At 72.5% G+C, this 25,088-nt stretch carries 22 protein-coding genes; 12 read left to right on the top strand and 10 right to left on the bottom strand.

The window, feature by feature from the left end:
• Positions 1-15 precede the first annotated feature (15 nt).
• Genes O7599_RS30990 through hisD form a run of 4 tightly spaced genes read right to left on the bottom strand, consistent with a single transcriptional unit; the run spans position 16 to position 3,255 of the window.
• A complete protein-coding gene (locus O7599_RS30990; RefSeq protein ID WP_281618915.1) occupies positions 16-180 on the bottom strand; it encodes a hypothetical protein in 165 nt (54 codons plus the stop codon).
• Positions 180-773: an imidazoleglycerol-phosphate dehydratase HisB gene (gene hisB, locus O7599_RS30985; protein ID WP_281618914.1), complete on the bottom strand. Its 594-nt coding sequence runs from the start codon at positions 771-773 to the stop codon at positions 180-182. The genes O7599_RS30990 and hisB overlap by 1 nt, the downstream gene beginning before the upstream one ends.
• Complete coding sequence (locus tag O7599_RS30980; protein WP_281618913.1) at positions 770-1,876, bottom strand: histidinol-phosphate transaminase; 1,107 nt, start codon at positions 1,874-1,876, stop codon at positions 770-772. The genes hisB and O7599_RS30980 overlap by 4 nt, the downstream gene beginning before the upstream one ends.
• Positions 1,873-3,255, bottom strand: a complete 1,383-nt coding sequence (hisD, locus tag O7599_RS30975) for a histidinol dehydrogenase (RefSeq protein ID WP_281618912.1) — start codon at positions 3,253-3,255, stop codon at positions 1,873-1,875. Before hisD ends, O7599_RS30980 begins: the two co-directional genes overlap by 4 nt.
• A gap of 161 nt (positions 3,256-3,416) precedes the next feature.
• On the opposite strand from hisD, the gene O7599_RS30970 reads away from it, so the two are divergent.
• The 6 genes from O7599_RS30970 (at position 3,417) to O7599_RS30945 (ending at position 9,488) form a co-directional block, all read left to right on the top strand.
• Entirely contained in the window at positions 3,417-5,018 is a 1,602-nt protein-coding gene (locus tag O7599_RS30970) for an oxidoreductase (RefSeq protein ID WP_281618911.1), read from the top strand.
• Positions 5,019-5,048: 30 nt separating this feature from the next.
• Positions 5,049-5,786, top strand: coding sequence for an LON peptidase substrate-binding domain-containing protein (locus tag O7599_RS30965; RefSeq protein ID WP_281618910.1), 738 nt, complete (start codon positions 5,049-5,051; stop codon positions 5,784-5,786).
• 17 nt (positions 5,787-5,803) lie between these two features.
• Positions 5,804-6,301 carry a Cys-tRNA(Pro) deacylase gene (gene ybaK, locus O7599_RS30960; protein WP_281618909.1) on the top strand — a complete coding sequence of 166 codons (498 nt, stop codon included), beginning with the start codon at positions 5,804-5,806 and terminating at the stop codon, positions 6,299-6,301.
• A 519-nt stretch (positions 6,302-6,820) separates the two neighbouring features.
• Positions 6,821-7,771: an ABC transporter ATP-binding protein gene (locus tag O7599_RS30955; RefSeq protein WP_281623587.1), complete on the top strand. Its 951-nt coding sequence runs from the start codon at positions 6,821-6,823 to the stop codon at positions 7,769-7,771.
• Between the two features lie 122 nt (positions 7,772-7,893).
• Entirely contained in the window at positions 7,894-8,724 is an 831-nt protein-coding gene (locus O7599_RS30950; RefSeq protein WP_281618908.1) for an ABC transporter permease, read from the top strand.
• A 77-nt stretch (positions 8,725-8,801) separates the two neighbouring features.
• Positions 8,802-9,488 carry a hypothetical protein gene (locus O7599_RS30945; RefSeq protein ID WP_281618907.1) on the top strand — a complete coding sequence of 229 codons (687 nt, stop codon included), beginning with the start codon at positions 8,802-8,804 and terminating at the stop codon, positions 9,486-9,488.
• Positions 9,489-9,562: 74 nt separating this feature from the next.
• On the opposite strand, the gene O7599_RS30940 is transcribed toward O7599_RS30945, so the two are convergent.
• Complete coding sequence (locus O7599_RS30940) at positions 9,563-10,828, bottom strand: NYN domain-containing protein (RefSeq protein ID WP_281618906.1); 1,266 nt, start codon at positions 10,826-10,828, stop codon at positions 9,563-9,565.
• Between the two features lie 236 nt (positions 10,829-11,064).
• Here O7599_RS30940 and O7599_RS30935 point away from each other — a divergent pair, with 236 nt between their 5' ends.
• Complete coding sequence (locus tag O7599_RS30935) at positions 11,065-11,256, top strand: hypothetical protein (RefSeq protein WP_281618905.1); 192 nt, start codon at positions 11,065-11,067, stop codon at positions 11,254-11,256.
• Positions 11,257-11,261: 5 nt separating this feature from the next.
• Positions 11,262-11,447, top strand: coding sequence for a hypothetical protein (locus O7599_RS30930; protein ID WP_281618904.1), 186 nt, complete (start codon positions 11,262-11,264; stop codon positions 11,445-11,447).
• 48 nt (positions 11,448-11,495) lie between these two features.
• Here the strand turns inward: O7599_RS30930 and dnaE are convergent, their stop codons facing one another.
• Entirely contained in the window at positions 11,496-15,038 is a 3,543-nt protein-coding gene (gene dnaE, locus O7599_RS30925) for a DNA polymerase III subunit alpha (protein ID WP_281618903.1), read from the bottom strand.
• A 184-nt stretch (positions 15,039-15,222) separates the two neighbouring features.
• On the opposite strand from dnaE, the gene O7599_RS30920 reads away from it, so the two are divergent.
• Entirely contained in the window at positions 15,223-15,864 is a 642-nt protein-coding gene (locus O7599_RS30920) for a hypothetical protein (RefSeq protein ID WP_348652637.1), read from the top strand.
• A 62-nt stretch (positions 15,865-15,926) separates the two neighbouring features.
• Positions 15,927-16,718: a thioredoxin domain-containing protein gene (locus tag O7599_RS30915; RefSeq protein WP_281618901.1), complete on the top strand. Its 792-nt coding sequence runs from the start codon at positions 15,927-15,929 to the stop codon at positions 16,716-16,718.
• 18 nt (positions 16,719-16,736) lie between these two features.
• On the opposite strand, the gene O7599_RS30910 is transcribed toward O7599_RS30915, so the two are convergent.
• Positions 16,737-17,330 carry a dienelactone hydrolase family protein gene (locus tag O7599_RS30910; protein WP_281618900.1) on the bottom strand — a complete coding sequence of 198 codons (594 nt, stop codon included), beginning with the start codon at positions 17,328-17,330 and terminating at the stop codon, positions 16,737-16,739.
• Between the two features lie 53 nt (positions 17,331-17,383).
• Between O7599_RS30910 and O7599_RS30905 the strand changes: the two genes are divergently transcribed.
• Positions 17,384-18,466 carry a mechanosensitive ion channel domain-containing protein gene (locus tag O7599_RS30905; RefSeq protein ID WP_281618899.1) on the top strand — a complete coding sequence of 361 codons (1,083 nt, stop codon included), beginning with the start codon at positions 17,384-17,386 and terminating at the stop codon, positions 18,464-18,466.
• A 28-nt stretch (positions 18,467-18,494) separates the two neighbouring features.
• Here O7599_RS30905 and O7599_RS30900 read toward each other — a convergent pair whose 3' ends face one another.
• From O7599_RS30900 to O7599_RS30890, 3 genes are all read right to left on the bottom strand, one after another.
• Positions 18,495-19,436: an RluA family pseudouridine synthase gene (locus O7599_RS30900; RefSeq protein WP_281618898.1), complete on the bottom strand. Its 942-nt coding sequence runs from the start codon at positions 19,434-19,436 to the stop codon at positions 18,495-18,497.
• A gap of 35 nt (positions 19,437-19,471) precedes the next feature.
• Positions 19,472-20,179 carry a signal peptidase II gene (gene lspA / locus O7599_RS30895; protein ID WP_281618897.1) on the bottom strand — a complete coding sequence of 236 codons (708 nt, stop codon included), beginning with the start codon at positions 20,177-20,179 and terminating at the stop codon, positions 19,472-19,474.
• 113 nt (positions 20,180-20,292) lie between these two features.
• Positions 20,293-21,306 carry a TraR/DksA family transcriptional regulator gene (locus O7599_RS30890; protein ID WP_281618896.1) on the bottom strand — a complete coding sequence of 338 codons (1,014 nt, stop codon included), beginning with the start codon at positions 21,304-21,306 and terminating at the stop codon, positions 20,293-20,295.
• Positions 21,307-21,828: 522 nt separating this feature from the next.
• Between O7599_RS30890 and ileS the strand changes: the two genes are divergently transcribed.
• Entirely contained in the window at positions 21,829-24,999 is a 3,171-nt protein-coding gene (gene ileS / locus O7599_RS30885) for an isoleucine--tRNA ligase (RefSeq protein WP_281618895.1), read from the top strand.
• Positions 25,000-25,088 lie beyond the last annotated feature (89 nt).

The following is a 25,088-nucleotide window of genomic DNA, read 5'->3' as shown; positions in this document are numbered from 1 at the left end:
GCACGGCGCTGTCGCTCAACCCCACACCCCCAGCCGGAGGATGCCGGCGGCGAGCGCCATCGCGGAGCCGACGGCGAGCACGGCGATCACGTTCTTCGACTGGCCCTGCTTGGCGAAGGAGATGACGCCGCCGAGCAGGAAGAGCCCCACGAAGATCAGCAGTATCGACAGGCCGTTCATCAGAGAGCGCCCTTGGTCGAGGGGATGCCGGTCTGCCGCGGGTCGATCTCCGACGCGTAGCGCAGCGCGCGGGCCAGCGCCTTGAACTGGCACTCCACGATGTGGTGCGCGTTGCGCCCGTACGGCACGTGGACGTGCAGCGCGATCTGCGCCTGGGCGACGAACGACTCCAGGATGTGCCGGGTCATCGTCGTGTCGTAGTCCGCGCCGATCATCGGGGCCATGCCCTCGGGCTCGGAGTGCACCAGGTACGGGCGGCCGGAGAGGTCCACGGTGACCTGGGCCAGCGACTCGTCCAGCGGAACGGAGGCGTCGGCGAACCGCACGATGCCGCGCTTGTCGCCGAGGGCCTGGCGGAAGGCGGCGCCCAGGGCCAGGGCGGTGTCCTCCATGGTGTGGTGGCTGTCGATGTGCAGGTCGCCGTCGGTCTTGACGGTGAGGTCGAAGAGGCCGTGGCGGCCCAACTGGTCGAGCATGTGGTCGAAGAAGCCGACGCCCGTCGACACTGAGACCTCGCCGCGGCCGTCGAGGTCCAGCTCGACGACGACCGAGGTCTCCTTCGTGGTGCGCTCGACGCGGCCCACGCGAGTCATGAGTTGCTCTCCTTCTTCAGCGCGCCCACCGCATCGAGGAACGCGTCGTTCTCCGCCGGGATGCCCGCGCTGACGCGCAGGAAGCCGGGCACGCCGTTGTCCCGGACCAGCACCCCGTGGTCCAGCAGCCGCTCCCACGCGGCGTGCGCGTCGGGGAAACGGCCGAACTGCACGAAGTTGGCGTCGGACTCGGTGACCTCGCAGCCGAGCGCGGTCAGCTCCGACACCAGCCGGTCCCGCTCCTGCTTGAGCTGTTCGACGTACTGGAGCAGGGTATCGGTGTGCTCCAGGGCTGCGAGCGCGGTGGCCTGGGTGACGGCCGACAGGTGGTACGGCAGGCGGACGAGCTGGACCGCGTCGACCACGGCGGGGTCGGCGGCGAGATAGCCGAGCCGCAGGCCGGCGGCGCCGAACGCCTTGGACATCGTGCGCGTGAGGACGAGCCGCGGGCGGCCCTCGATCAGCGGCAGCAGCGACGGGCGGTGGCTGAACTCGCCGTACGCCTCGTCCACCACGAGCATCGAGGGACCCGCGGCCTGGGCGGCCTCGTACAGCCTGAGGACGGTCTCGCGCTCGACGGCGGTGCCGGTGGGGTTGTTCGGCGAGCAGACGAACACCACGGCGGGGCGGTGCTCGGCGATGGCGCGCTCGGCCGCGTCGACGTCGATGGTGAAGTCCTCGCGCCGCGGGCCGGAGAGCCAGCCGGTGCCGGTGCCGCGGGAGATGAGGCCGTGCATCGAGTACGACGGCTCGAAGCCGATGGCCGTGCGGCCGGGGCCGCCGAAGGTCTGCAGCAGTTGCTGGATGACCTCGTTGGACCCGTTGGCCGCCCAGACGTGGGCGGTGGTCACCTCGTGCCCGGCGGTGCGCGACAGGTAGCGCGCCAGCTCGGTGCGGAGCTCGACCGCGTCCCGGTCGGGGTAGCGGTTGAGGTGGCGGGCGGTCTCGGTGACGCGCTCGGCGATGCGCCGGACCAGGGGCTCGGGCAGGGGGTAGGGGTTCTCGTTGGTGTTCAGCCGGACGGGCACGTCGAGCTGGGGGGCGCCGTACGGGGACGTGCCGCGCAGCTCGGCGCGGACCGGCAGGTCGTCGATCGTGGTCACGGCCGCGGCCCCTTCCCGTCACTGTCTCCTCCGGCGGTGTGCTCCTCCGGTTCGCCACGGAAACGCGCCTTCACCGCGGCCCCGTGGGCGGGCAGGTCCTCGGCCTCGGCGAGGGTGACCACGTGCGGGGCGATGTCGGCGAGGGCGTCGCGCGTGTACTCCACGACGTGGACGCCCTTGAGGAACGACTGCACGGACAGGCCCGAGGAGTGGCAGGCGCAACCGCCGGTGGGCAGCACGTGGTTGGAGCCCGCACAGTAGTCCCCGAGGGAGACCGGGGCGTACGGGCCGACGAAGATCGCGCCGGCGTTGCGCACCCGGGCGGCGAGCGCGGCGGCGTCGGCGGTCTGGATCTCCAAGTGCTCGGCGGCGTAGGCGTCGACGACGCGCAGGCCGGCCTCCAGATCGTCCACGAGCACGATGCCGGACTGCCTGCCGCCCAGGGCGGCGCTGACCCGCTCGACGTGCCGGGTGGCGGCCACCTGCGTCTTCAGCTCGGCCTCGACGGCCTCGGCGAGCCGCTCGGAGGGCGTGACGAGGACGGCCGCGGCCAGCTCGTCGTGCTCGGCCTGGCTGATGAGGTCCGCGGCCACGTGCGCGGCGTCCGCGGTGTCGTCGGCGAGGACGGCGATCTCGGTGGGACCGGCCTCGGCGTCGATGCCGATGCGGCCCTTCAACAGGCGCTTGGCGGCGGCCACGTACACGTTCCCCGGGCCGGTGACGAGGTCGGCGGGGGCGCACTCCTCCGTCCCGTACGCGAACATGGCGACGGCCTGGGCGCCGCCCGCGGCATACACCTCGTCCACGCCGAGCAGCGCGCAGGCGGCGAGGATCGTCGGGTGCGGCAGACCCGCGCCCCACGAGTTCGGCACGTCCTTCTGCGGGGGCGACGAGACGGCCAGCGACGGCACGCCCGCCTCCTGGGCGGGGACCACGTTCATCACCACGGACGACGGATACACGGCCTGGCCACCCGGCACGTACAGCCCGACGCGGGCGACGGGCAGCCAGCGCTCCGTGACCGTCCCCCCGGGGACGACCCGCACCGCGGTGTCGCTCCTGCGCTGCTCGCGGTGGACGATGCGGGCGCGGCGGACGGACTCCTCCAGCGCGGCGCGCACCTTCGGGTCCAGCTCGGCCAGCGCGCGCGAGAGCGCCTCCGCGGGCACCCGCAGCCGCTCCAGGGTCACGCCGTCGAAACGCTCTGTGATCTCGATCACCGCCGCCGTGCCGCGATGCCGGACGTCCTCGCACAGCGGCCGCACCTTCTCCAGGGCGGCCTCGACGTCCATCTCGGCACGGGGCAGCAGGTCGCGGTCAATGCCGCCGCCTGCGTCGGAAGCGGCGGCGGAGCCGCGCAGATCGATTCGGGAGATCACGTGTCCAAGTCTCTCAGACGGCCCGGGCGCCCGGCCCGGTTGTCCACAGGCTGGACCGCAAACTCGTCACTGTCAGTACCTGGTACTAGCGTTCAGTGTGCCGCCCCAAGGGGAATCAGAGCCGTACGGGACGGACGCGGGAAGAGCAGGGGAGCGTGTCGTTGACCGCTGTACAGCACGACCGGGCGGAGGCGCCCGAGGACCTTTCGGTGACCGAGCGGGGGCTGTGGGAGGCCTTCCAGGAAGGAGCGACCTACGATCTGCGCTCGCGCGATCCCGGGCAGAACGACCCGGCGGGGCTGCATGTCTGGGGACCGGACCGCAGCGTGCGCGCCTCGCTGCTCGCCCGGCTCCTGCTGCACGGCCCGCCGGCCCGGCCCGGCCGGGTGTCGTCGCTGAAGCTGGCCGGCGCGTTCGTCACGGGCACGCTCGACCTCTCCGGCGGCCGCGTCGATCCGTACGTGGAGCTGCGCAACTGCCGCTTCGAGAACGAGATGCTGCTGCCCGAGTGCTCCTTCGTCACGCTGCGCCTGGTGGAGTGCTCGGTCCCGCGGCTGGAGGCCGCCCGGCTGACCACCAGCGGCGACCTGCACATGCCCCGCTGCACCGTGGACGGCGGCATCCGGCTGACCGACGCCCAGATAGGCACGGACCTGCTGCTCAGCCAGCTCACCGTCGGCCGGGACCGGCGCGGCGTGGCCGTCGCCGCCGACGGCATCACCGTCGGCCAGGACCTCCAGGCCGACCTGCTCCAGGCGCACGGCGAGCTGCGGATGCGCGGCGCCACGGTCGGCGTCTCGCTGAACCTGAACGGCAGCGTCCTGCGCAACCCGTACGGCAAGCGCGCGCTCAACGCGCCGCAGCTCACCGTCGAGCGCTCGCTGCACATGGGCCCGGCGGCGGTCCCCGAGGCCGCGACGGGCATGGCCACGCCCCCGTACGGCATCAGCGGCCACACCCCGCCGCGCGGCACGCGGATGCAGCGCTTCGAGTGCCACGGCGGGCTGCGGCTGGACGACGGCCGCTTCGGCGACTCGGTCGACCTCGACGGCGCGCGGTTCGTGATGGATCCGGAGCAGGAGATGTCCATGCGCCGGATACAGACGCCCGAGCTGCGCTTCATGGGGCGTGAGCCGGAGGGCGGCAAGGTCGTGCTGTCCGGCGCCCGGGTCGTCAACCTCCGCGACAAGTACACGAGCTGGCCGGGCCCCGGCCGGCTGGCGATGGCCGGCTTCTTCTACGAGCACCTCATACCCGTCGGCGCCTTCCCGCTGGTGCACCGGCTGGAGTGGGTGGAGGCCGCCACACCGGAGTTCTCCCCCGAGCCGTACGAGCTGCTGGCCGCCGTCCTGCGCAACAGCGGCGAGGACCACGACGCCCGCGAGGTCATGCTCGCCAAGCACCGCAGGCACCGCGAGACGCTGCCGCTGGCCGGCAAGGCGTGGGGCCTGCTGCAGGACTGGACGGTGGCGTACGGCTACCGGCCCACCCGCGCGGTGGTGTGGATGGCGGTGCTGTGGGCGGTGGGCTCGCTGTACTTCGCCCGCCACGAGCCGCGCGCCTTACGCCCCGGCGAGGGGCCCGAGTGGAACCCGCCGCTCTACGTGCTCGATCTGCTGCTGCCCGTCATCGACCTGGGCCAGGACAACGCCTGGCATCAGGCGGGGCATTACCAGTGGACGGCGACGGTGATGGTGCTCGCCGGCTGGGTGCTCGCCACCACGGTGGCGGCCGGCGTCTCCCGTGCGCTGCGCCGCCAGTGAGGTACCGGCCGGGACCGTTAGGATCCGCCTGTGACCACCGCACGCCTGCCCCTCTTCCCGCTGAACGCGGTGTTGTTCCCGGGCCTCGTCATGCCCTTGAACGTCTTCGAGGAGCGGTACCGGGCGATGATGCGGGACCTGCGCAAGCTGCCCGAGTCGGAGCGGCGGTTCGGCGTGGTGGCGATCCGGGACGGCCGCGAGGTCGCGCCCACGGGCCCCGGCCTGCCGGACCCGACCACGCTGCCCGAGCGCGGCCCGGCGGCCGGCTTCGGCGCCGACCCGATGCAGGCGTTCTACGGCGTGGGCTGTGTCGCGGACGCGGCGACGATCCGGGAGAAGGACAACGGCGGGTACGAGGTGCTGGTCACCGGCACCCGGCGGTTCCGGCTGCTGTCGGTGGACGCCTCGGGCGAGTACCTGACCGGTGAGGTCGAGGCGCTGCCCGAGCGGTCGGGCGAGGGCGCGGGCGTGCTGTCCGCGGCGGTCGTACGGGCCTTCAGGACGTACCAGAAGAGGCTGGCAGGCGCCCGCGAGCGGTCGCTGGGCGCGGCCACGGAGCTGCCGGACGAGCCGTCGGTGCTGTCCTATCTCGTCGCCGCGGCGGCCGTGCTGGACACCCCGTCGAAGCAGCAGCTCCTCCAGGCGCGGGACACGGCGGCGCGGCTGTCGGCCGAGCTGAAAATCCTGCGGCGCGAGAGCGCGGTGCTGGGTAAGCTCCCGTCGCTGCCCGCGGTCGACCTGACGCGGACCCCGACGAGCCCCAACTGAGCCCCGCCCCTGACGACATGGCCAAGAAGAAGCAGACCGGATCCACCCCGGCCACGGTGGCGCTGACCAAGGCCGGCGCCGAGTTCACCGTCCACGCCTACGCCCACGACCCGGCCGCCGCGTCGTACGGCGAGGAGGCGGCACAGGCGCTCGGCGTCGATCCGGGACAGGTCTTCAAGACCCTGGTCGCCGAGGTCGACGGCGCACTGACCGTCGCGATCGTGCCCGTCTCCGGCTCCCTGGACCTCAAGGCGCTGGCCGCGGCGGCCGGCGGCAAGAAGGCCGTGATGGCGGACCCGGCGCACGTCGAGCGCACCACAGGCTACGTCCGCGGCGGGATCTCCCCGCTTGGCCAGCGCAAGCGGCTGCCGACGGTGCTGGACTCCTCGGCGGGCGGGCGGGCGACGGTCTGCGTCTCCGCGGGCCGGCGCGGCCTCGAGGTGGAGCTGTCGCCGACGGTGCTGGCGGAGCTGACGGGCGCCGTGGTGGCGCCGATCGCGCGCGACGGCCGCTGACCCGGGCGCCGGGCGGACCTGGCCGGGCCTGGCCGGGCCTGGCCGGGGCCGGGCGGCCGAGCCGTCCCGCACTTCCCCGCACACCCACCCCAGGGTAGGCCGCCCCTCCGACAACGCCCCTCCGCCAAGGCAGCCCCTCCACCGGAGACCGCACCCCGCCCCCGGCGGCCCTGGCCAGGGCCGGGACGATGCTGGTCCAGCCCGTCCAGCCCGTCCGGTCGGTCCGGGCTAGGCCGGGCGGCGCCCGTGGTTGGCCTTGCCCTTGCGGGTACGCCACTTGCGCTTGCGCGTTTTCTTCGACATGTCCAGGTCATACCGGAGTGCACGGAATCCGTCCAGGCTCCGCGCAGACCTCCCCCCCACGCCCGGGCCGTTCGGCACCGCGTACCCTCGTAGTTCGTGAGTACGCGCAGCGAAGCGGCGGGTCCTGCCGCGGCCGGGACCGCCACCCCGCCGGGCGCGGTGGTGTGTGCCGTGCGCGATCTCGTGAAGACCTATCCCCCGCCCCGCGAGCAGCGGATGCGGCGCTGGGCGGGCCGCCGGGGCACGCGGACGCCCGCACCCGCCGGTCCCGTACGGGCCTGCGCGGGCGTCGGCCTCGACATCCACGAGGGAGAGATCTTCGGCCTCCTCGGCCCCAACGGCGCCGGCAAGTCCACCCTCGTACGCCAGCTCACGGGCCTGCTGCGGCCCGATTCGGGCACCATCGAGCTCTTCGGCCACGACCTCGTACGCCGCCCGGAACTGGCCGCGCGGCTGCTGGCGTACCTCGGCCAGGAGTCGACGGCGCTGGACGACCTGACGGTGGCGCTGGCCGCCGAGACCACCGCGCGGCTGCGCGGCCTGCCCGCGCCCGCGGCCCGCGCCGAGCGCGACACGGTCCTCGATGAGCTGGGCCTCACCCACCTCGCCGACCGCCCGCTGCGCCGGCTCTCCGGCGGCGAGCGGCGGCTGGCGTGCGTGGCCGCGGCGCTGGTCGGCACGCGCCCGCTGCTGGTGCTGGACGAGCCGACCACCGCCATGGACCCGGTGGCCCGCCGCGCCGTCTGGACGGCGATCGACCGGCGCAGGACCGAGCGCGGCGCGACGGTGCTGCTCGTCACGCACAACGTCATCGAGGCCGAGACCGTGCTCGACCGGATCGCGGTGCTCGACCGCGGCCGGGTCATCGCCTGCGACTCCCCCACCGGGCTGAAGGCCCTGGTGGGCGGGGAGGTGCGGCTCGACCTCGTCTGGCGCGACGAGCCGCCGCTCGACGTGCCGCAGATCGCGGAGCTGGCCCGCACCGCCCGCCGCACGGGCCGGCGCTGGACGCTGCGGCTCCCGCAGGACGCGGCGCGCGCCGCGGTCGCGGCGGTCACGGGCGGGCCGGCGTTCGCCGCGCTGGACGACTTCACGCTGACGACGCCGAGCCTGGAGGACGTGTACCTGGCCCTCGGCGGGCGGGACGAGGGACTGGTGAAGGCATGACGGACGGACAGCTCGGCCTCGCGCAGGCCCCGCCCGGCGCCGCCGGGCCGCCGGCGGGACCGGCGGATGGACCGGCGGCGCCCGGGTCCGCTCCCGCGAACGGGACGGCAAGGGGGACTGTCATGCCGAACGGGGCCGCCGACGGCGCCGGCGAGGACTCCGCCGGCCCCGCTCCCGCCCCCGCCGCCGTGCCCCTCGCGCCGCGCGTACCGCTCTTCCCCGCCCTCGCCGCCGTCTACCGCGCCCAGCTCTCCCGCGCGAAGGTGGCCCGGCTCCCGCTGCTGTTCGTCGCCACCTTCCAGTCCGTCGGGATCATGGTCCTGATGCGCGGGGTGGTCGACGCCGAGGCGGGCAGCTCCGAGGCCCACGCGGTGGTCGCCGGGTCGACGGTGCTGATCGTGGCGTTCGTGGCACTGAACCTGCTCGCCCAGTACTTCGGCCAGTTGCGCGCGACCGGCGGCCTCGACCACTACGCGACGCTCCCGGTGCCGCCGGCCGCGGTGGTGCTCGGCGCTGCGGGCGCGTACGCCTCGTTCACCGTGCCGGGCACGGTCGTCACGGCCGTGACGGGCAGCCTCCTCTTCGAGCTGCCGCTGACGCACCTGTGGATCCTGGTGGCCGTCGTGCCGCTGTCCGGCGCCGCGCTGGCCGGGCTCGGGGCGGTGCTCGGGCTGCTGGCGCCGCGGCCGGAGCTGGCGACGCTCTGCGGCCAGCTCGGCATGTCGGCGGCGCTCCTGCTGGGGGTGCTGCCCGCGGAACGGATGCCGGGACCGGTGTCCTTCGCCCGCGACCTGCTGCCGTCCACGTACGGCGTGGAGGCGCTGATGGAGACGTTCGCGCCCGGTCCCGACTGGGCGGCGGTCGTCGCCGACCTGGGGGTTTGCGCCGGTGTCGGGGTGCCCGCGCTGGCTGCGGCGACGTGGGCGTACCGCAGGGCGGCGCTGCGCTCGTGAGGGCGGTCGGTCACGGCGACATTCCGAACGACCGTCCTGGCTACGGCGGGCGGCCCCGGCCCTGGCACGATGACGGGGTGACCGCTCCCCTGACACCGCACGAGCAGCCGCCGCACGGACAGCCGGGCCAGAACCCGTGGCACTACCCCTCCTCGTCCGGCGCCGCCGACGGGACGACGGGCGGGAAGCGCAGGAGGAGGGCCAAGGGCGACGACGATCTCGCCGGGGAGCTGTGGCAGGCCTTCCTGGTACTGGTGGGCGTGGCGGCGCTGGGCCTGCTGCTCGGCTTCCTGTGGGAGCGGCTCGCACCGCGCGTGCCGCTGGTGGTACGCGGGGGCGAAGCCTGGCTGGGGCAGAGCGAGAGCGAGGACGCGATCTCCATCGACGGCACGTTCGCGCTGCTGGGTCTTGCCTTCGGCGCGGTGACGGCGCTGGCGGTGTTCCTGTGGCGGCGGCGCGGCGGGCTGCCGCTGGTGCTGGGGCTGGCGCTGGGCTCGCTGATCGGGGCGGTGGTGGCCTGGCGGTTCGGCATCTGGCTGGGCCCGCCGGGGAACGTGGCGCAGCGGGCGAAGGAGTTGCGCGACGGTGCCGGGTTCGACGCGCCGCTGGAGCTGAAGGCCAAGGGCGCCCTGCTGGCCTGGCCGGGGGCGGCGATGGCCGTGCACCTGGTGCTGACCGGGCTGTTCGGGCCGCGCGACTCCGAGCCGGAGGTGCCACCGCCGCCGACCGGCGGCTGGCAGGGCTGGAGCCCGCCCACGCGCTGAGGAGGCGGGCCCGGGCTGTCCGGGGCCCGCACGGTGCCGTACGACGAGGTCCGCCGCCGGCGTGCGGGCGGCTGCTACGCCTCCGGCTCCGCCGTCTGCGCGTGCTCGGTGCTCGAGCTGACGTCGATCTCACGCCAGAACCCGGCCCGGATCGCATACCGGTCGCGCTCGTCGATCTGGTCGTCCTTGTGGGCCAGCAGCCCGAAGCGGGCGGCGTAGCGGAGCAGCTCGCCGTCGATGCGGTGCGGGATACGCGGGTACTGGCCGGCCAGCAGCCGCAGCTTCACCTGGTCCGCCAGCCGCTCCATCCAGCGCCGGGCGAAGACCTGCCCCACCTCGAAGGGGTCGCCGCCGATGACGGTGATGTCCTCCTCGCGGTCCCCCCAGCGCTGCTCCGCCGTGGTGAGCTGGGCGAGGGTGGGCAGCCCGGCGATGTCCGGCGGCTCCGCGCCCGGCCGCTCCACCCAGCCGCGGTCGGACGACCAGCGCAGCGTGGCGCTGCCCACGGGGGGCCCGTGGCGGCCCTCGGGCACGGTGGGGCGGCCCAGGCTCGCCAGGTCCTTCGGGGTGGGCACGCCGCCCTTGCCGCCGGGGTCCTCCTCGTCGTCGGGTACGGTCTCGGGCGCCGCGTCCGCGTCGTCGTGGCGGCGCACGGTGCCCGGGGCGGTGGGCTGCGCGGTGCCGTTGGCGACGGTCTGCTTGCCGGCCACGGAGTTCTCCGACGGCGGGGCGGAGAGGATCGCGGCGATCTCGGGCCGCGGCACGGGGCTGGGGGCGCAGATCCCGGTGAGGTCCTTGGCCTGCATGGCGCGGGTGATCCAGACCCGGTCGAGCACGCGCCGCTCGTCGGCCTCGGCGACCAGGTCCTCGGACTGGTTGTAGTCGCCGTCGGCGGCCTGGACCGCCCACAGGTGGACGGCGACGCCGTGCTCCTTCGCGGACATCATGCCCGGCAGCAGGTCGCCGTCCCCGGTGACGAGCACGACGTCGGCGCAGGCGCGGTTCCGGGCCAGCTCGGTCAGCTCCGCGTGCATCGCGGCGTCGACGCCCTTCTGCGCCCAGCGACCGTCGCTGCGGGTGAGCGCGCCGAGGCGGACGGTGACGCGCGACATCACGCGCAGCCGCCGGTGTTCCGGCTGCGGTACGCGGTCGGGGGCGCCGTCGAACCAGTAGATGCGCAGCAGCCGCTGCCCCGTGTCGGCCTCGGCCTGTTCCCGCAGGCCCTGGATGAGTTCGGGGTGGTCGACGGTGATCCGGGAACGGGCGGGCTCTCCGGCGAGCAGGCTCGCGGCGGCGCCCAGCAGGTAGCCGGCGTCCACCAGGACGACGCAGCGGTCCACGATTCACCCTCTTCTCAGCCGGTTCCGGGCCCGTGCCGCGGAGTTCACGGCGGGTTGCCTTCGAGTCTGCCCCACTGAGGGGTGGTTAACAGCAGGGCATCGATCATCGGCGTGGCGGACCCGGATGGCCGGTCGTGAACAGCGCGTACTACGCACGGTAATTATCCGACATGCGAGGCATCTCAGGCCGTGCGAAGGTGATCTCCGCGGGGGACCGCGCCTGAAAAGGATCAGTGATGGGTAAGCGCAAGAACCGCGAGAAGCAGCAGCAACAGCATTCCCACCGGGACAAGTACGCCGGGTCGCCCGCGGGCATACCGAACCGCGGCCGGCCGCAGTCCCCGGACGAGACCGCGCCGCAGGGCGACCGCCGGGCCGAGTCGCCCGCGGGCGACGCCGAGCGGCGTGCCCGGCTCGGGGAGCGGTGAGCCCCATGAGCCGTAAGAACAGGAACCGCCAGAACGACCGCGCCGCCGCCCCGCCGGAGGAACGTGCGGGAGCCGACTCCGCCACTCCGGCGGGCGGGCCGCCGCCCGACCAGGTCAGCGAGGCGGTGAACCCCGGCTCCGGCAGCAACAAGACCCAGAAGCACAGGGAGAAGCGCTTCGGTCACAACTGAACACGGACCGGCGGGCGCGCCCCTCGCGGGCGCGCCCGCCCACGCCCGTCAGCCCGCCAGACAGGACGGGCCGAGCAGGGCCTTCAGATCGCCGAAGAGCGCCGGGTCCGACGTCACCCGGTGGCGGTCGAGGCGGAGCACGGTGGTGGTGCGGGAGCCCTGGAGCTTCACGCGCACCTCCGTGCCGCCGCGGTGCTGCGACAGCACCTCGCCCAGCTTCTCCACCAGCGGCGGGGTGACCTTGACCGTGGGGATCGTGATCGTCACCGGCGCGTTCGCCGAGACCTCGGAGAGGTCGGGGACGGCGAGTTCCATGGCGACCAGCCGGGGCACGTCCTCGCGCTTGTCGAGCCGGCCCTTGACGAAGACGATCGCGTCCTCGACGAGCTGGGTGGAGACCAACTGGTAGGTGGCCGGGAAGAACATGCAGTCGATGGAGCCGCCGAGGTCCTCGACGGTGGCGATGGCCCAGGCGTTGCCCTGCTTGGTCATCTTCCGCTGCAGCCCCGAGATGATGCCGCCGATGGTGACGATCGCCCCGTCCGCGTGCTCACCGCCGTTGAGCGCGGCGATGGCGGCGTCCGCCTTGTCCCCCAGCACGTGCTCGATGCCGAACAGCGGGTGGTCGGAGACGTAGAGCCCGAGCATCTCCCGCTCCTGGGCGAGCAGATACGACTTCTCCCACTCCTCGTCCGTGAACTGCACGTCGAGCCCGAAGCCCGGCTCGTCCGCCGCCGCCTCGTCGCCCATGCCGCCGAAGAGGTCGAACTGCCCCTCGGCCTCCTTCCGCTTGACCGACACGACGTTGTCGATCATCGGCTCGTACTGCGCGGTGAGGCCCTTGCGGGTGTGGCCGAGGGCGTCGAACGCGCCCGCCTTGATCAGCGACTCGACGGTGCGCTTGTTGCACACGACGGCGTCGACCTTGTCGAGGAAGTCGGGGAACGACGCGTAGCGCCCCTTGGCCTTGCGGTTGCGAACGATCGAATCCACGACGTTCTGCCCGACGTTGCGCACGGCGGTCAGGCCGAACACGATCGTGTCATCACCGCGGGGAGTGAAGTTCGCGTCCGACTCGTTGACGTCCGGCGGGAGCACCTTGATGCCCATCTTCCGGCACTCGTTGAGATAGATCGCCGACTTGTCCTTGTCGTCGCGCACGGACGTCAGCAGCGCGGCCATGTACTCGGCCGGATAGTTCGCCTTGAGATACGCAGTCCAGTAGGAGACGAGGCCGTACGCGGAGGAGTGCGCCTTGTTGAACGCGTAACCCGCGAACGGGACCAGGACGTCCCAGACGGCCTGGATCGCCTGGTCGCTGTAGCCTTTCTCGCGGGCACCCTTCTGGAAGTTGACGAACTCGGCGTCGAGGACTTCCTTCTTCTTCTTGCCCATCGCCCGCCGCAGCAGGTCCGCCTGTCCCAGCGAATAGCCGGCGAGCACCTGCGCGGCTTTCTGCACCTGCTCCTGATACACGATCAGGCCGTAGGTGATGTCGAGGACTTCCTTGAGCGGTTCTTCCAGCTCCGGGTGGATCGGGGTGATCTCCTGCTGGCCGTTCTTCCGCAGCGCGTAGTTGATGTGCGAGTTCATGCCCATGGGGCCCGGCCGGTACAGCGCCGAGACCGCGGAGATGTCCTCGAAGTTGTCGGGCTTCATCATGCGCAGCAGGGAGCGCATGGGCCCGCCGTCGAACTGGAAGACGCCGAGGGTGTCGCCGCGGCCGAGCAACTCGAAGGTCGTGGGGTCGTCGAGCGGCAGGGAGAGCAGCTCGATCTCCCGGCCCTTGTTCTGCTTCACCATCTTGACGGCGTCGTCCATGATGGTCAGGTTCCGCAGGCCCAGGAAGTCCATCTTCAGCAGGCCGAGCGACTCGCACGTCGGGTAGTCCCACTGCGTGATCGTCACCTGGTCGGTGTGCCGCACCCAGACCGGGACGTGGTCCACGATCGGCTCGCTGGACATGATCACACCCGCCGCGTGCACCCCCATCTGCCGCACCAGGCCCTCCACGCCCCGCGCGGTGTCGATCACCTTCTTCACGTCCGGCTCGTTCTCGTACAGGCCGCGGACCTCGCCGGCCTCGGAGTACCGGGGGTGGTCGGGGTCGGTGATGCCGGACAGCGGGATGCCCTTGCCGAGCACGTCGGCGGGCATGGCCTTGGTGATGCGGTCGCCCATCGCGTACGGATAGCCGAGCACCCGCGCGGAGTCCTTGATCGCGTTCTTCGCCTTGATCGTCCCGTACGTACCGATCATCGCGACCTTGTCGGCACCGTACTTCTCCGTCACATAGCGGATCACCTCCGCCCGCCTGCGCTCGTCGAAGTCGATGTCCACATCCGGCATCGACACCCGCTCCGGATTCAGGAACCGCTCGAAGATCAGCCCGTGCTCGATCGGATCGAGGTCCGTGATCCCCATCGCGTACGACACGATCGAACCCGCCGCCGAACCACGCCCCGGACCCACCGCGATCCCGTTGTTCTTCGCCCACATGATGAAGTCCGCGACCACCAGGAAGTACCCCGGGAACCCCATCTGGATGATGACGTCCATCTCGTACCCCGCCTGCTTCTGGCGGTCCTCGGGGACACCGCCGGGGTAGCGGCGGGCCATGCCGCGGCGGACCTCCTCCTGGAACCAGGTGACCTCGGTGTAGCCGTCGGGGACCTCGAACCTGGGCATCAGGTCCCGCTTCTCGAACCACCCCGCGGTGTCGATCTGCTCCGCCACCAGCAGCGTGTTCGCACACCCCTCCTGCCACGCATCCGACGAATCGACCGCATACATCTCCTCGGTCGACTTCAGGTAATAACCCGTCCCGTCGAACCTGAACCGATCCGGATCCGACAGGTTCTTCCCCGTCTGAATACACAACAACGCATCATGCGCCCCCGCCTCCTGCGCATACGTGTAATGCGAGTCATTCGTCACCAGCGGCGGAATCCCCAGCTTCCGCCCGATCTCCAGCAGCCCGTCCCGCACCCGCCGCTCGATCTCGATCCCGTGATCCATCAACTCCAGGAAATACCGCTGCTTCCCGAACACCTCCTGATACCACGCCGCCGCCGCCAGCGCCTCGTCGAACTGCCCCAGCCGCAACCGCGTCTGCACCTCACCCGACGGACACCCCGTAGAAGCGATCAACCCCTCCGCATGCTCCGCGATCACCTCCTTGTCCATCCGCGGCCACTTCTGCAGCCACCCCTCCTTGTACGCATCCGACGACAACCGGAACAGATTGTGCAGCCCCGTACGCGACGACGCCCAGATCGTCTTGTGCGTATACCCACCAGAACCCGACACGTCATCACGCTTCTGATGCGGCTGCCCCCACTGCACCTTCCGCTTGTTCCGCCGCGACTCCGGCGCCACATACGCCTCGATCCCGATGATCGGCGTCACCCCCGCCGCCGTCGCCTGCGCGAAAAAGTCATACGCACCGTGCAGATTCCCGTGATCCGTCATCGCAATATGCGACATCCCCATCTCACGACACGCCGCGAACATGTCCTTCAACCGCGCCGCCCCGTCCAGCAGCGAATACTGCGTGTGCACATGCAGATGCGTAAAAGGCGGCTTGGCCACGGCGGAGGACCTCCAGCAGGCGACGGGCGCGAGGGCTCGGGCAGGACGCTGGGAAGTCTAGGACGCGGCACTGACACCGCGGCTCCCGGCCGGAGCGAAGCGGGGCCTCCCCTTTAGCCGCGGTTTACCCTCCGCCATGGCAGAATCGCGCCCGATGGAACATGCGGCCGTAACGATCAGGGTGATGCGCGCGGCGGTCTTCACCGCGCTGTGCATCAGCCTGTCCGCGGGCGCCCACGTGCTGCTGTCCGCCAACCCCCTGCCGATCGGCATGCTGGCCGCGGTCTCCGCCGGCGTCTTCGTCGTCGCCTACCTGCTCGCAGGCCGCCGCGAGCGCGGCTACTGGAGCATCGCGGCCCTGCTCGTGCCGCTGGAGCTGGCGGCGGACACGGTCTTCACCACCGGCCAGCACACCTGCTACGGGCAGTCCGGCGGCCCGGTCGCCGGCTCCATGCGCTCCCTGGGGCTCGATCTGCTCTGCTCCGGCGAGTTCGGCACCCCTCTGGTCCGGATGACCGCCCGCGGCGAGGCCCTGGCCGGCACCGCCGCCAGCCCGTGGCTGCTGCTCGCCGGCCACGTCGGCGTCGGCCTGGCCGCCGCCGCCTGGCTGCGCCGCGGTGAGGTGGCCCTGGCCGGGCTGCTGCGCGCCGCCGCGGCCGTCGCCTTCCGGCCGCTGCTGCTGGCCGTCGCGATCGTCACCGTCGCCCCGGTACGGAGCACCGGCCTCCCCGGCCGCCGCTCGGACCGTACCCGAGCCGTCCGCCCGCAGCCGCACCTGCTGCACTCGGTCCTGCGGCGTGGCCCGCCGTGCCCGGCCGCTGCCTGATCCGGCAGCTCCGCCGCACACGCACGGACACAGCCACCCCGAACCGACGAGGACCTCCCACCATGAGCAAGCGAAACAGTCAGGAAGCCAAGCGGGCCGCGCGCGAGCGGCTGCGCGTCGAGCGCGAGAAGCAGGCCAAGAAGGAGAAGGTGCGCCGGCAGCTCTTCGTCGGCGGTGCCGTCGTCGGCGTGCTTGCCGTCATCGGCGGCATCGTCGTCGCCGTCTCCGCCCTCGGCGGCGACGACGGCAGCGACAAGGACTGGGGCGCCGCGAAGAACGCCAAGCTGGTCCAGCCGGCGAACGCCGAGGGCGACGACGGCACCACCGTCGTACTCGGCGGCAAGGACGCCGAGAAGACCATCGACGTCTACGAGGACCTGCGCTGCCCCGCCTGCGCGCAGTTCGAGCAGCAGTTGGGCGAGCGGATCAAGAAGGGCGCCGAGGACGACAAGTACCAACTGCGCGTCCACCTCGGCGCGATCATCGACGGCAACTTCGGCGGCGACGGTTCCAAGAACGCCGCCAGCGCCCTGGGCGCGGCCCTCGACGTCAGCACCGAGGCGTTCAAGGAGTACCACGGGCTGCTCTACTCGGCCGAGCACCACCCGCCGGAGGCCGAGGACAAGTTCGCCGACAACGAGTACCTGCTGGACGTCGCCAAGAACGTCGACGAGCTGAAGGGCAACAAGGAGTTCCAGAAGAACGTCAACAAGGGCACGTTCGACAAGTGGGCCCTGCAGATGATCGCCAGCTTCGACGACGCCGGCATCGAGGGCACGCCGACGATCAAGATCGACGGTAAGAACGTCGAGACCAACCTGCTCCCGGCCGAGCTGGACAAGCTGGGCGCGTAGGAACCCCCGCCCCCCGGGTCACGTGGCGGAGCGCTCGTCCAGCTCCGCCACGAACGCATCCGCCACCCGCCAGGCGGACTGCGTCGCCTCCGCGTCGTAGTCCGCCAGGTCGGGGTCGGTGAACAGGTGCCCCGCGCCCGGGTAGCGGAAGACCTCCACGTCGGCGCCGGCCCGGCCCATCCGCAGGTACCAGGCCGTCTGCCAGTCGTGCGTCTCGTACGGGTCGGGGTCCGCCACGTGCAGTTGCACCGGCAGCTCCCCGGCGGCGGCCGTGGCCCCGTCCGCGACGTCGGACGTGCCGTGCATCAGCAGCAGCCCCCGCGCGTGCGCGTCGGCGAGCGCCAGGTTCTGCGCCAGTGCCCCGCCGAGCGAGAGCCCCGCGTACAGCACCCCGCGCGCCGAGTACGGCGCCGCGGCCTTGACGGCCCGCGCCAGCAGCTCGTCCGTGCCGATCGCGTCCCTGACCTCCCTGCCCTCCTCCGCCGTCGCGGGCGTGCGGCCGTCGAAGAGGTCGGGGACGACCACCTCGTGCCCGGCGGTGCGCCAGCGCTCCGCCGTCGCGTGCACGGCCGGACGCACTCCGTGAACGGAGTGGAAAAGCAGAATCGTCATGCGCCCATCGTGGCAGATACGGTCGGGAAGGTCCGCGTTCGAAGGAGGCTCACGTGTCCACCGAGGATGTGCTCCGGCCCGTCCTGGTCATCGGCGGTGCCGTGGCGGTCACCGCGATCGCCGGGGTCGTGGTCGACCTGCTGCTGCGCCGCGCCGACGCCCGGCACCCCGAGACCCCGATATGGGGCCTGCTGCGAAGCTGCCGGGTGCCGTTGCAGCTCGCCATCCTGACGTCGATCCTGCTGGGCACGTACGAGCGGACGGAGCTGACCCACGGCGACGACAGCCGCACGGTGCTCACCCGGGTGCTGGCGCTGCTGCTGATCGCGTCGGTGGCGTGGCTGCTGACGAAGGTCGTCGCGGTCGCGGTGGAGTTGACGTACCACCGCTACAAGGCCAAGGCCCGCGACTCCGCCCGCCGCCGGCGGGTGCGCACGCAGCTCACGCTGATCCAGCGCGTGGTGGTGTTCGTCATCTGCACGGTCGCGGCGGCCTCGATGCTGCTGACGTTCCCGCAGATGCGGACGGTGGGCACCTCGATGCTCGCGTCCGCGGGCGTCATCGGGATCATCGCGGGCATCGCCGCGCAGTCGACGCTCGGCAACCTCTTCGCGGGGCTGCAGATCGCCTTCGGCGACCTGGTGCGCATCGGCGACACGGTCGTCGTCGAGGGCGAGTGGGGGACGGTCGAGGAGATCACGCTGACGTTCCTGACCGTGAAGACCTGGGACGAGCGCCGCATCACCATCCCCGTGTCGTACTTCACCAGCCAGCCGTTCGAGAACTGGTCGCGCGGCGGGTCCGAGCTGACCGGCACGGTCTACTTCCACCTGGACCACTCCACGCCGGTGCGCGCGCTGCGCGAGCGGCTGCACGAGGTGCTGCTCGGGTGCGCGCACTGGGACGGGCGCGGCTGGAGCCTGGTGGTCACGGACACCACGCCGACCACGATGGAGGTGCGGGCGCTGGCCACCGCGCGGGACGCGGACGCGCTGTGGGACCTGCGCTGCATGGTGCGCGAGGAGCTGATCGGCTGGCTGCGGGAGAAGCACCCGTACGCGCTGCCGAAGGTGATGACGGCGCAGGCGCCGCGGGGCGGGGCCACCGCGCAGGCCCCGGGCGTCGGGCTGCCGTAGGGCGCGGACAGCGGCGCCGCCGCGGCCGTCAGGCGCTCTCCGCCCGTACGGTGTCCAGGGCCCGCCGCAGATCCTCGGGGTACTCCGAGGCGAACTCCACCCACCGGCCGTCCTCGGGGTGCTCGAAGCCCAGCCTGACGGCGTGCAGCCACTGCCGGTCCAGGCCGAGCCGCCGGGCGAGCACCGGGTCGGCGCCGTAGGTGAGGTCGCCGACGCACGGGTGCCGGTGGGCGGACATGTGCACGCGGATCTGGTGGGTGCGGCCGGTCTCCAGCTTGATGTCGAGCAGGCTGGCGGCGCGGAACGCCTCCACGAGGTCGTAGTGCGTGACGCTGGGCTTGCCGTCGGCGACGACGGCCCACTTGTAGTCGTGCACGGGGTGGCGGCCCACGGGCGCGTCGATGGTGCCGCTCAGCGGGTCGGGGTGGCCCTGGACCAGCGCGTGGTAGCGCTTGTCGACCGTGCGCTCCCGGAACTGCTGCTTCAGCAGCGTGTACGCGCGCTCCGACTTGGCCACCGCCATCAGCCCCGAGGTGCCGACGTCCAGCCGGTGCACCACCCCCTGCCGCTCGGCGGCGCCGGAGGTGGAGATGGCGTACCCCGAGGCGGCCAGGCCGCCGACGACCGTGGGCCCGCTCCAGCCGGGGCTGGGGTGGGCGGCGACGCCGACGGGCTTGTCCACGACGACCACGTGCTCGTCGTCGTAGACGACGGTCATCCCGGGCACCGGCTCGGCGACGACCCGCACCGGTGCGGCGGGCGCCGGCATCTCGACCTCCAGCCATGCCCCGGCCGTCACCCGGTCCGACTTCCCCGCCTCCCGCCCGTCGACGAGGACCTTGCCGGCGCCGGCCAGTTCGGCGGCCTTGGTCCTGGAGAACCCGAACATCCGGGCGAGCGCGGCGTCGAGCCGCTCGCCTTCGAGGCCGTCGGGTACGGGCAGGGTGCGGATCTCGGGCACGGTACTCACCCGGGAAGTATCGCAGGCGCGTACGGGCGCCCCGGTCAGCCGCGGTGGACGGTGCCGTCGGGGTCGAGGCCGCGGAAGGACAGGACCACGATGAGGATGCCGCCGCAGACGATCGCGGAGTCCGCGAGGTTGAACACCGCGAAGTGCTCGGGGGCGATGAAGTCCACGACGTGGCCCTTGAAGAAGCCCGGGGAGCGGAAGAGGCGGTCGGTGAGGTTGCCGAGCGGGCCGCCGAGCAGCAGGCCGAGGGCGATGGCCCAGGGCAGGCTGTAGAGCTTGCGCGCCAGCCGGGCGATCACGCCGATGACGATCACGGCGATCAGCGTGAAGATGACGGTCATCGACTCGCCGATGCCGAACGCCGCGCCCGCGTTGCGGACGACCTGGAAGCGCAGCAGGTCGCCGACCACCTCGACGGAGCGGTTGTCCGGCTCCAGTTCGGCGACCACGATCAGCTTCGTGACGAGGTCGAGGGCGTAGACGAGGGCGGCGACGCCGAGGAGCACGCCGATGCGCCGGGGGCCGCGCGGCGCCGCTTGTGCCGCGCCGCCTTCGGCCTCTCCGGGCCTCGCCTTGCCGTCCGTGTCGGTCTGGGAGGCGCTGCCGGCCGGGGCGGCCCGGTCGGCCGGGTCAGCCGGGTCGGTGGGGCCGTCGGCCACGGCCTTCTCGTCCGCCGCGGAGGCGCCCTCGTCCTGCCCGCGGGGCTCCGTGGCGTCCCCGCTGATCCGCTCCGCCTCTGTCACGTGTGCCCTCCGGTGCGCTGACTGGGGTCGAGCGTACGACACACCCGTACGAGCCGTCGCACCACAGCCCGTAACCGCCGCCCACCGGCCCCGTCAGCGCCTCCGGCGACCCCTCAGCGGCGCTCCTGCCGCTGCTTGCACTCCACGCACAGGGTGGCCCGCGGGAACGCCTGCATGCGGGCCTTGCCGATCGGCTTGCCGCAGGACTCGCAGCGCCCGTACGTCCCGTCGTCGAGCCGTACGAGGGCGCGCTCGGTCTGCACCAGCCGCTCCCGGGCGCCCGCGGCGAGCGCCATCTCGTGCTCGCGCGAGATGTTCTTCGTCCCCGTGTCGGCCTGGTCGTCCCCGGCGCCGCCGCCGGAGTCGCGCATCAGGCCGCTGACGGCCTCCTCGGAGGCGCGGATCTCCGAGCGCAGGCTCGCGACCTCGTCCAGCAGGCCCTGCCGGGCCTCCGCGACCTCCTCGGGAGTCCAGGGGTCCTCCCCCGGACGCACGGCCAGCTCGCCCGGCTCGGCCGGAGCTGCCGTCCCGCCCGCCGCCTCGGCCACCGGGGCCTCCACCACCTGCGTCTTCTTTGCGACCACCGTCTTGGCTCCCGTCTTCTTCCCAGGAGACGTCCTGGCGGACGTCTTCTTGGCCGCCGCCTTCTGCACCGGCTTCCGCGCCGGGGCGGCGGCCCGTGCCGCGGTTTTCCTCGCGGGCTCGGTCCGTGCGGCCGGTGCCTTCCCGGCCGCGGCCTTCTTCGCGGGCGGCGACTTCTTCGCGGGGGCGGCGCCACCGGCCGCCCCCGCGGTCGCCGCCGTCTTCTTCCCCGCCGCCTTCTTCCCCGTCTTCTTCGTGGCCTGCTTCTTCGTGGCCTTCTTCGTGGCCTTCTTCGCGGCCGCCTTCGTGGCGGCCTTCGCGGCCGTCTTCGTGGCCGCCTTCGTGGCCTGCTTGGCGGCCTTCTTCGTGGCCTGCTTCCGCGGGGCCTGCTTCTTCGCCGCCCGCTCCCCCGCGGCCTTCGCCGGGGCCCGGCCCGCGGCGGCCTTCTTCGCCGGCGCCTTCTTCGCCGTCTTCTTCGCCGCCTTCGCCGTGGTCTTCTTCGCTGTGGACTTCTCCGCCGCCGGCGCGGTCTTCTTCGCAACCATGGCCGGGACCCCTTCACATATTGTGATCTTGTTCGCGAACGGTGCCGGAACGATAAATCGACACTGGGTCCGCGGCAACAGGGCACGCCATGGCTGACCGGTCTCAAAACGTTGTGCCCAGCCCCGCGCCGGGTAATCCCGGGCTTCCGCTCGCCCGTGCGGTTTGCCGGGGCTGGGCCGAACGGCCCAGCGCCGGCCGCCGCGGAAACCCTGTCGGCGGCGCACGGCCCGTGGCCGTACACTGTCGGCAGCGACAGGCGTGGATGGGGACGAGTACCTCCGTACGCAGCCGAGGAGCGACCCGGGGACGGTGTGAGCCCGGGCGGCGTGCGCGGAGCGAAGATCACCCCGGAGCCGCCGGAGGAAAGCCCCCGGGCGAGTAGAACCGGCAGCGCTGCCCCAATGAGGGGGCGGTGGGCGTGCGGCGCGCGCTCCGCCGCCAAGGAGGGTGGTACCGCGGGAGCCCCGGCTCTCGTCCCTCCGGTTCGGCCGTCAGCACGCCAGCCGGAGGAAGAGTCCCCGATGACCACGCCCCTGTACCGCCCGGTACCCGCCCAGGTCGACCTGCCCGCCCTCGAACACGCCGTGCTCGACTTCTGGCGCGAGCAGAAGGTCTTCGCCCGCTCCCTGGAGCAGTCCGAGGGCCGGCCCGAGTGGGTCTTCTACGAGGGCCCGCCCACCGCGAACGGCATGCCGGGCGCGCACCACATCGAGGCGCGCGTCTTCAAGGACGTCTTCCCGCGCTTTCGCACCATGCGCGGCTACCACGTGGCCCGCAAGGCCGGCTGGGACTGCCACGGGCTGCCGGTGGAGCTGGCCGTGGAGAAGGAGCTGGGCTTCAACGGCAAGCAGGACATCGAGGCGTACGGCATCGCCGCGTTCAACGACAAGTGCCGCGCCTCGGTCCAGCGGCACACGGACGCCTTCGCCGAGCTGACCGAGCGGATGGGCTACTGGGTCGACCTGGACGACGCGTACTGGACGATGAACTCCGAGTACGTGGAGTCCGTCTGGTGGTCCCTGAAGCAGATCTACGACAAGGGCCTGCTCGTCCAGGACTACCGCGTCTCCCCCTGGTGCCCGCGCTGCGGCACCGGCCTGTCCGACCACGAGCTGGCGCAGGGGTACGAGACCGTGGTCGACCCCTCGGTCTACGTCCGCTTCCCCCTCACCTCCGGCCCGCTGGCCGGCGAGGCGGCGCTGGTCATCTGGACCACCACGCCGTTCTCGCTGACCGCCAACTTCGCCGTCGCCGCCCACCCGGACGTCACCTACGTCGTCGCCACCGACGGCACCGAGAAGGTCGTCGTCGCCGAGCCGCTGGTCGGCAAGGCGCTGGGCGAGGGCTGGGAGACCACCGGGCAGTCGTTCACCGGCGCCGAGATGGAGCGCTGGACGTACCGGCCGCCCTTCGGCCTCGTCGACCTCTCCGACGCGCACTACGTCGTCAACGCCGACTACGTCACCACCGAGGACGGCACCGGCCTGGTCCACCAGGCCCCGTTCGGCGAGGACGACTTCAAGGTCTCCCGGCAGTACGGCATCGAGGTCGAGGTCCCGGTACGCGCGGACGGCACCTTCGGCGAGGGCCTGCCGCTCGTCGGCGGCCAGTTCTTCAAGAAGGCCGACGAGACGCTGGTCGCCGACCTCGACGCGCGCGGCCTGCTCTTCCGCCACGAGCCGTACGAGCACAGCTACCCGCACTGCTGGCGCTGCCACACGCCGCTGCTCTACTACCCGCAGCCGTCCTGGTACATCCGCACCACCCGCGTCAAGGACGCCCTGCTGAGCGAGAACGAGCGGACCAACTGGCACCCGGACTCCGTCAAGCACGGCCGCTACGGCGACTGGCTGAACAACAACATCGACTGGGCCCTGTCCCGCAACCGCTACTGGGGCACCCCGCTGCCCGTCTGGCGCTGCGCCGAGGACCACCTCACCTGCGTCGGGTCGCTGGCCGAGCTGACCGAGCTGACCGGCACCGACCAGTCGTCCCTGGACCCCCACCGCCCGTACATCGACGAGGTCACCTTCCCCTGCACCGCCGACGGCTGCGCGCTGCGCGCGGAGCGGGTGCCCGAGGTCATCGACGCCTGGTACGACTCCGGCTCGATGCCCTTCGCCCAGTGGGGGTACCCGTACAAGAACAAGGACGTCTTCGAGACCCGCTACCCCGCGCAGTTCATCTGCGAGGCCATCGACCAGACCCGCGGCTGGTTCTACACGCTGATGGCCGTCGGCACGCTCGTCTTCGACAAGTCCTCCTACGAGAACGTGGTCTGCCTCGGGCACATCCTCGCCGAGGACGGCCGCAAGATGTCCAAGCACCTGGGCAACATCCTGGAGCCCATCCCGCTCATGGACCGGCACGGCGCCGACGCGGTGCGGTGGTTCATGGCCGCCGGCGGCTCGCCATGGGCGGCCCGCCGGGTCGGCCACGGGACGATCCAGGAGGTCGTGCGCAAGACCCTGCTGACGTACTGGAACACGGTGTCGTTCCAGGCGCTGTACGCCCGCACCGCCGGCTGGGCGCCCTCGGCGGCCGACCCGGCGCCCGCGGACCGGCCGCTGCTGGACCGCTGGCTGCTCGGCGAGCTGGCCGCGCTGACGACCCGGGTGACGGACGCCCTCGACGGCTACGACACCCAGCGCGCCGGCAAGCTGCTGTCCGCCTTCGTCGACGACCTGTCGAACTGGTACGTGCGCCGCTCCCGGCGGCGCTTCTGGCAGGGCGACAAGGCGGCGCTGCGCACGCTCCACGACGTGCTGGAGACCGTGACGCGGCTGCTGGCCCCGGTGGTCCCGTTCATCACCGAGCGCGTCTGGCAGGACCTGGTGGTGCCCGTCGTGCCCGACGCCCCGGCCTCGGTGCACCTGGCGGCCTGGCCGGAGCCGGCCGGGTCGGGCCCGGCGGCGTTCGACCCGGAGCTGTCGCGGCAGATGCAGCTCGTACGGCGCCTGGTGGAGCTCGGCCGGGCCTCGCGGGCGGAGTCCGGCGTGAAGACCCGCCAGCCGCTGTCGCGGGCGCTGGTGGCCGCCGCGGGCTTCGCGACGCTGCCGGACGAACTGCGCGCGCAGATCGCCGAGGAGCTGAACGTCACGACGCTGGCGACCCTCTCCGAGGCCACCGGCGGCACGGCCGGCGGCTCGCTGGTGGACACCACCGCGAAGGCCAACTTCCGCGCGCTGGGCAAGCGGTTCGGCAAGCGGGTGCAGGACGTGGCGAGGGCCGTCGCGGCGGCGGACGCGGCGGCCCTGTCGGCCGCGCTGCGCGACCGCGGCAGCGCGACGGTGGAGGTCGGCGGGGAGACCCTGGCGCTCTCCCCGGAGGAGGTCATCATCACGGAGACCCCGCGGGAGGGCTGGTCGGTGGCCTCCGACGCGGGCGCGACGGTGGCGCTGGACCTGGAGATCACGCCGGAGCTGCGCCGCGCGGGCCTGGCCCGGGACGTGATCCGGCTGGTCCAGGACGCGCGGAAGAACTCCGGCCTGGACGTCGCGGACCGGATCCGGCTGCGCTGGTCCACGACCGACGCCGAGGTCCGCCAGGCGCTCACGGACCACGCCGGGCTGATCGCGGAGGAGGTCCTCGCGACGGACTTCGCCGCGGGCGGGACGGCCGAGGCCGAGGGCTACGGCGAGCCGTTCACGGACGAGCCGCTGTCCCTGACGTTCCGGCTCGTACGGGCCTGACCCCGCCCCGCAAAGACGGCGCCCGCCCCCGTGAGACAGGGGCGGGCGCCGTTCCCGTTCCGCACCCGCGCCGCGGGGGCTCCGGCTCC

It is taken from the genome of Streptomyces sp. WMMC500, from assembly GCF_027497195.1.
Classification (GTDB): Bacteria; Actinomycetota; Actinomycetes; order Streptomycetales; family Streptomycetaceae; genus Streptomyces.
The sequence above is the reverse complement of the archived record's forward strand: the minus strand, read 5'-3'. Positions and strand labels throughout refer to the sequence as shown.